The following is a 6890-nucleotide window of genomic DNA, read 5'->3' as shown; positions in this document are numbered from 1 at the left end:
CTCAGCCTTTATTACTGGATGTAACCTGTCTTATGCCAATATGGAGCGGGTCTGTTTAGAAAAATGTGAGCTGTTTGAAAATCGCTGGATAGGGACTCACCTCGCGGGCGCATCACTGAAAGAGTCAGACTTAAGTCGAGGTGTTTGCTTCTCGAAGCGTTGGGTATTGTTGTTTTTCCTGACTAGATGCTTACGAATACCTGCTGATAAACTATACACAACATTAATACATTTTCTAATTCAAATCACCAGAGCTAGATCAATACTTCTAGCTCATTCTTGTCCAGAAACGTGTTTGAATGGGGCCAATCAATCTGTGGATGCTCAAGACAACCAGTATGATACTTTATTACTCAGTTGTAGCGTGACTCAGATTTTGTAGTAGGAATTAGTATGAATCTTTATTTCTGGGTGAGTATCATTTAGAACGGTACAAACAGGGTTACTTGACTGCTTAGTATGAAACTTTATTCCTCTCCTACAGTCGCAAGATCGCACTGACGCGCTTCGCTTGTCTGCCAAGAACTTTAAATGTCGAACAGATGACATTTAAAGTTCTCTGGCCAGATCATTCACAGCGAGCTTAAATCGACTTCGATTCTTTTAAAGCCGATTGCGCGAGCAGTGTTTACAGCTGCGTCGATAGTCTTAAATATTCGATAGCCGCTGCGCTGCTTCTCGATTATTTCAGTCTCTGAGTTTCTGCTGAATTTGACCAGATGCAGATGATAGCCAGACGACATCATTGGCACTGGCACAACGATGGCTTTTGAGAAAGTACCTGACTCGAACATCAGTTTCGCTGTCGCTTCTTGCATAATCAAATCCTCTTTTTGACAAATCAAATTGACGATTTGATTGTATGAGAACAGCCAATCAAAGTCAAGTTTTGATAGATCAAAACAAGCTTTTGATAGTCAGCAGAAGTCACCCCCACCCACCGCCCCCCCTTGCAAAACTTCTTTTGATCTGTCTTTTTGCCCTTCCCCCCGCTGGCGCGGGGGCCGACACTTATCCCCCCCCCGCTGCGCGGGGGGGGGGATAAGTAAAGTCGGTTGATTTACTTATCTACACATTACAAAATAAGCTTATGAAAGATAAAGAAAAGGGACTTTTTATGTATCAGTTCATCAGAGTCGAATCATATGCTCGATCAGTGAAATCTGGAGCTACAGCGAGCGACATAGCGAAAGAAGCTGAACGCCATCCTGACCATGTAGCACACATCATCAAAGCCGGTTTTACGCCACAGCCGCCGACATACGTCTACGGCTGCACCCCGTCTCAGGCTGTCGAGCGAGCAGAGCACTGGGCCGCGCAAGCTAAAGACAAAACAGGTCGTAGATTGCGCTCAGACGCTCCTGTAATACTCTCAGGAGTGATTTCATATCCGAGAGACGGGGAAGAGTGGTTTTCGTTTAAACGCGCAGCAGTGCGCTGGCTGAAGCAGCATTACGGAGACAATCTCGTTTCGATAGTCGAGCATCAAGACGAGAAGCACCCGCACCTGCATTTTTACGTTGTGCCTTCACCTGGACAAACATTCGATGATCTCCACCCTGCGCGAGCTGCATCAGCAGAAGCAAAGCGAGCTGGTAAGTCGAAGACTTATCAGCTGAGAGCGTTTGCTGACGTGATGCGCGACTTTCAAGATCGCGTTTATAACGAGCTGTGCAGAGACTTTTGTCTGGCACGTATAGGGCCGCGCCGCCAGCGGTTCAAGCGCTCAGAGTGGCAAGCACAGCAAGCTGCATTGCGTGCTGAAGTGAACGCAGAGAGAGCAGCAAGAGCAGAGATCAGCGAGAAAGCGAAAGCGCTTGAGATTGATCGCTTATTTGCTGACGATCAAGAACGCTTTTTGAATAATCAAGAACGAGATTTGAAAGAGAGAGAGTTAGCTTTTCAGCAGAGCAAGAGCGAGTTTACAAAGAAAGCGATTCAAGTTGATGCAACTTTAAAAGAAAACGCGGCAGCACTAACGCCAGACGCTCTCAAAAAACAGATTGAGAGAGCATCAGCGATAATAAATGCTATTGACGTTTCACTGATTCAAGACAGTGAATTAAAACAGAAGATCTTGAGCGAGAGAAAAAAGCTTTCAAAATCAGCATCTTATCTCTCGATAGATTCTTAGTTTTTTGAGTCGTTTATTTCTTGTCGCGCTCGATGATTGTTGTGAACGCGATACGATCACCATTGAAAACGAAGTTTGGATTAATGTAATAAAAGCCTTGTCGCATTGTTTTTGCGACTATTTTAGCTTTCTCTAATTCATTAATTCCTCTCTTCATTGTTGCAATGCTCAGTCTGAGAGGCGGGTCACTCTCTTTGTGTGCTTCTAAGAATTCATTTAAAGCTAGCGTATCAAGCGCTACAACGTCTTTTGATAGTGCGCTGTTCTGCACTTGAAAGAGCAGTAAAGAAAAGCATTTAATTCCGGCTGATGACAGATCGAAAGTCATAGCAATGTTTTGCGTGAATATCTTTACGAATTGCTCATTATCAACTTTTTTGTAAGTTGCTACGTGTGTTCCACGCTCTTCACCCGTTTCAGTGTTAACTAAGATATTGCTATCTTTACCAAGTAGACCCACGCGAATCTGTTTTTTGCCTACTGGAATCATCATTTCTTCAATAAAGGGGTTACTTTTAAAGCGAACTAGGGTCATTTTTTTCATCCAAATTGAGCGACTTGACCCCACTTTACACCCGTGGTAGCTCAAAATCAAGCTCATTTTTGAGCGACTGAATCACGTATACTGAGCTACATAGTTACAGATTTGAGAAAACGGGGGTTGATTTCATTGGGCTAGAGAGAGATCCCTTCTTAGTTCTTGTCTGCAAGATCTCAGATGACAACAGACGTTGATGTGAGTCGCTGTGTGAGTAGAATAAAGTTTCGTTACTAAGTAATAAAGAATCATACTGAGTATTAAAGATTCATACTTAAATGGCAGCGATCAGAGTACACTGCCATTTCTAAAACGTTTATGCCCCATTCCTTCTTAGACCTTGTATCTACTTCAAATTGCAGGCTTCCGTTTAAGGTTACTTTACCTAATGGCGGACATCAGTAATCTATTGGGTTCCTTTTCTCTGTGGCTTTTTAAGCGGATAACTTTTTTCAATGGTGCCGCGTACTTTGAACGTTAACATAGAGGCTCAGGGCGCTATTTTACCCCCTTAAAATAGGCAAAATGAGGGTTTTTAAGATCTTGATTTTTAGTGTTTTTATTTTGGTGATGTGATGTGGCTTTGATGGTAGTGTTGCGTCCAGTTCATCATAGGAGTCAACATGGAAACCTACCGTCACACATATCGACACCACAGTTTTTCACATCAAGATCTAAGTGATATTACTTTCACTGCTTGCACCTTTATCCGATGCGATTTTCGACGTGCTAACTTGCGTGATGCGACATTTATTAACTGCAAGTTCATTGAACAGGGTGATATCGAAGGTTGCCATTTTGATGTCGCAGACCTTCGCGATGCAAGTTTCCAACAATGCCAGCTTGCGATGGCAAACTTTAGTAACGCCAATTGCTACGGTATTGAGTTACGTGAGTGTGATTTAAAAGGGGCCAACTTTTCCCGAGCAAACTTTGCCAATCAAGTGAGTAATCGTATGTACTTTTGCTCAGCCTTTATTACTGGATGTAACCTGTCTTATGCCAATATGGAGCGGGTCTGTTTAGAAAAATGTGAGCTGTTTGAAAATCGCTGGATAGGGACTCACCTCGCGGGCGCATCACTGAAAGAGTCAGACTTAAGTCGAGGTGTTTTTTCTGAAGATGTCTGGGGACAGTTTAGCCTACAGGGTGCTAATTTATGTCACGCCGAACTCGACGGTTTAGATCCTCGAAAAGTCGATACATCAGGTATCAAAATTGCCAGCTGGCAACAAGAACAGCTTCTCGAAGCGTTGGGTATTGTTGTTTTTCCTGACTAGATGCTTACGAATACCTGCTGATAAACTATACACAACATTAATACATTTTCTAATTCAAATCACCAGAGCTAGATCAATACTTCTAGCTCATTCTTGTCCAGAAACGTGTTTGAATGGGGCCAATCAATCTGTGGATGCTCAAGACAACCAGTATGATACTTTATTACTCAGTTGTAGCGTGACTCAGATTTTGTAGTAGGAATTAGTATGAATCTTTATTTCTGGGTGAGTATCATTTAGAACGGTACAAACAGGGTTACTTGACTGCTTAGTATGAAACTTTATTCCTCTCCTACAGTCGCAAGATCGCACTGACGCGCTTCGCTTGTCTGCCAAGAACTTTAAATGTCGAACAGATGACATTTAAAGTTCTCTGGCCAGATCATTCACAGCGAGCTTAAATCGACTTCGATTCTTTTAAAGCCGATTGCGCGAGCAGTGTTTACAGCTGCGTCGATAGTCTTAAATATTCGATAGCCGCTGCGCTGCTTCTCGATTATTTCAGTCTCTGAGTTTCTGCTGAATTTGACCAGATGCAGATGATAGCCAGACGACATCATTGGCACTGGCACAACGATGGCTTTTGAGAAAGTACCTGACTCGAACATCAGTTTCGCTGTCGCTTCTTGCATAATCAAATCCTCTTTTTGACAAATCAAATTGACGATTTGATTGTATGAGAACAGCCAATCAAAGTCAAGTTTTGATAGATCAAAACAAGCTTTTGATAGTCAGCAGAAGTCACCCCCACCCACCGCCCCCCCTTGCAAAACTTCTTTTGATCTGTCTTTTTGCCCTTCCCCCCGCTGGCGCGGGGGCCGACACTTATCCCCCCCCCCGCTGCGCGGGGGGGGGGATAAGTAAAGTCGGTTGATTTACTTATCTACACATTACAAAATAAGCTTATGAAAGATAAAGAAAAGGGACTTTTTATGTATCAGTTCATCAGAGTCGAATCATATGCTCGATCAGTGAAATCTGGAGCTACAGCGAGCGACATAGCGAAAGAAGCTGAACGCCATCCTGACCATGTAGCACACATCATCAAAGCCGGTTTTACGCCACAGCCGCCGACATACGTCTACGGCTGCACCCCGTCTCAGGCTGTCGAGCGAGCAGAGCACTGGGCCGCGCAAGCTAAAGACAAAACAGGTCGTAGATTGCGCTCAGACGCTCCTGTAATACTCTCAGGAGTGATTTCATATCCGAGAGACGGGGAAGAGTGGTTTTCGTTTAAACGCGCAGCAGTGCGCTGGCTGAAGCAGCATTACGGAGACAATCTCGTTTCGATAGTCGAGCATCAAGACGAGAAGCACCCGCACCTGCATTTTTACGTTGTGCCTTCACCTGGACAAACATTCGATGATCTCCACCCTGCGCGAGCTGCATCAGCAGAAGCAAAGCGAGCTGGTAAGTCGAAGACTTATCAGCTGAGAGCGTTTGCTGACGTGATGCGCGACTTTCAAGATCGCGTTTATAACGAGCTGTGCAGAGACTTTTGTCTGGCACGTATAGGGCCGCGCCGCCAGCGGTTCAAGCGCTCAGAGTGGCAAGCACAGCAAGCTGCATTGCGTGCTGAAGTGAACGCAGAGAGAGCAGCAAGAGCAGAGATCAGCGAGAAAGCGAAAGCGCTTGAGATTGATCGCTTATTTGCTGACGATCAAGAACGCTTTTTGAATAATCAAGAACGAGATTTGAAAGAGAGAGAGTTAGCTTTTCAGCAGAGCAAGAGCGAGTTTACAAAGAAAGCGATTCAAGTTGATGCAACTTTAAAAGAAAACGCGGCAGCACTAACGCCAGACGCTCTCAAAAAACAGATTGAGAGAGCATCAGCGATAATAAATGCTATTGACGTTTCACTGATTCAAGACAGTGAATTAAAACAGAAGATCTTGAGCGAGAGAAAAAAGCTTTCAAAATCAGCATCTTATCTCTCGATAGATTCTTAGTTTTTTGAGTCGTTTATTTCTTGTCGCGCTCGATGATTGTTGTGAACGCGATACGATCACCATTGAAAACGAAGTTTGGATTAATGTAATAAAAGCCTTGTCGCATTGTTTTTGCGACTATTTTAGCTTTCTCTAATTCATTAATTCCTCTCTTCATTGTTGCAATGCTCAGTCTGAGAGGCGGGTCACTCTCTTTGTGTGCTTCTAAGAATTCATTTAAAGCTAGCGTATCAAGCGCTACAACGTCTTTTGATAGTGCGCTGTTCTGCACTTGAAAGAGCAGTAAAGAAAAGCATTTAATTCCGGCTGATGACAGATCGAAAGTCATAGCAATGTTTTGCGTGAATATCTTTACGAATTGCTCATTATCAACTTTTTTGTAAGTTGCTACGTGTGTTCCACGCTCTTCACCCGTTTCAGTGTTAACTAAGATATTGCTATCTTTACCAAGTAGACCCACGCGAATCTGTTTTTTGCCTACTGGAATCATCATTTCTTCAATAAAGGGGTTACTTTTAAAGCGAACTAGGGTCATTTTTTTCATCCAAATTGAGCGACTTGACCCCACTTTACACCCGTGGTAGCTCAAAATCAAGCTCATTTTTGAGCGACTGAATACGTATACTGAGCTACATAGTTACAGATTTGAGAAAACGGGGGTTGATTTCATTGGGCTAGAGAGAGATCCCTTCTTAGTTCTTGTCTGCAAGATCTCAGATGACAACAGACGTTGATGTGAGTCGCTGTGTGAGTAGAATAAAGTTTCGTTACTAAGTAATAAAGAATCATACTGAGTATTAAAGATTCATACTTAAATGGCAGCGATCAGAGTACACTGCCATTTCTAAAACGTTTATGCCCCATTCCTTCTTAGACCTTGTATCTACTTCAAATTGCAGGCTTCCGTTTAAGGTTACTTTACCTAATGGCGGACATCAGTAATCTATTGGGTTCCTTTTCTCTGTGGCTTTTTAAGCGGATAACTTTTT

At 43.3% G+C, this 6890-nt stretch carries 7 protein-coding genes and 1 pseudogene; 4 read left to right on the top strand and 4 right to left on the bottom strand.

The genetic code is table 11. The features are described from left to right. Nucleotides 1–163 (top strand): annotated as a pseudogene (locus ACTG2J_RS21730) (pentapeptide repeat-containing protein); the annotation flags it as partial. A gap of 409 nt (nt 164–572) precedes the next feature. Here ACTG2J_RS21730 and ACTG2J_RS21725 read toward each other — a convergent pair. Continuing rightward, nucleotides 573–818 (bottom strand): plasmid replication protein RepB, encoded by a 246-nt coding sequence (locus ACTG2J_RS21725; protein ID WP_439997935.1) that lies wholly within the window; start codon nt 816–818, stop codon nt 573–575. Between the two features lie 272 nt (nt 819–1090). Here ACTG2J_RS21725 and ACTG2J_RS21720 point away from each other — a divergent pair, with 272 nt between their 5' ends. After that, entirely contained in the window at nt 1091–2134 is a 1044-nt protein-coding gene (locus ACTG2J_RS21720) for a plasmid recombination protein (RefSeq protein WP_439997934.1), read from the top strand. Between the two features lie 13 nt (nt 2135–2147). On the opposite strand, the gene ACTG2J_RS21715 is transcribed toward ACTG2J_RS21720, so the two are convergent. Next, nucleotides 2148–2669 carry a replication/maintenance protein RepL gene (locus ACTG2J_RS21715; protein WP_439997933.1) on the bottom strand — a complete coding sequence of 174 codons (522 nt, stop codon included), beginning with the start codon at nt 2667–2669 and terminating at the stop codon, nt 2148–2150. A 626-nt stretch (nt 2670–3295) separates the two neighbouring features. Between ACTG2J_RS21715 and ACTG2J_RS21710 the strand changes: the two genes are divergently transcribed. Further along, nucleotides 3296–3952, top strand: coding sequence for a quinolone resistance pentapeptide repeat protein QnrS2 (locus ACTG2J_RS21710; RefSeq protein WP_012537714.1), 657 nt, complete (start codon nt 3296–3298; stop codon nt 3950–3952). Between the two features lie 386 nt (nt 3953–4338). On the opposite strand, the gene ACTG2J_RS21705 is transcribed toward ACTG2J_RS21710, so the two are convergent. After that, nucleotides 4339–4584: a plasmid replication protein RepB gene (locus tag ACTG2J_RS21705; protein ID WP_439997935.1), complete on the bottom strand. Its 246-nt coding sequence runs from the start codon at nt 4582–4584 to the stop codon at nt 4339–4341. Between the two features lie 273 nt (nt 4585–4857). On the opposite strand from ACTG2J_RS21705, the gene ACTG2J_RS21700 reads away from it, so the two are divergent. Then, entirely contained in the window at nt 4858–5901 is a 1044-nt protein-coding gene (locus tag ACTG2J_RS21700; protein WP_439997934.1) for a plasmid recombination protein, read from the top strand. A 13-nt stretch (nt 5902–5914) separates the two neighbouring features. On the opposite strand, the gene ACTG2J_RS21695 is transcribed toward ACTG2J_RS21700, so the two are convergent. Further along, nucleotides 5915–6436: a replication/maintenance protein RepL gene (locus ACTG2J_RS21695; RefSeq protein ID WP_439997933.1), complete on the bottom strand. Its 522-nt coding sequence runs from the start codon at nt 6434–6436 to the stop codon at nt 5915–5917. Between the last annotated feature and the right edge of the window lie 454 nt (nt 6437–6890).

The sequence above is a fragment of the Aeromonas sp. 6P genome, assembly GCF_051919525.1.
GTDB lineage: Bacteria > Pseudomonadota > Gammaproteobacteria > Enterobacterales > Aeromonadaceae > Aeromonas > Aeromonas veronii.
Note: the sequence above shows the minus strand (reverse complement) of the source record. Positions and strands in the feature narration are given on the sequence as shown.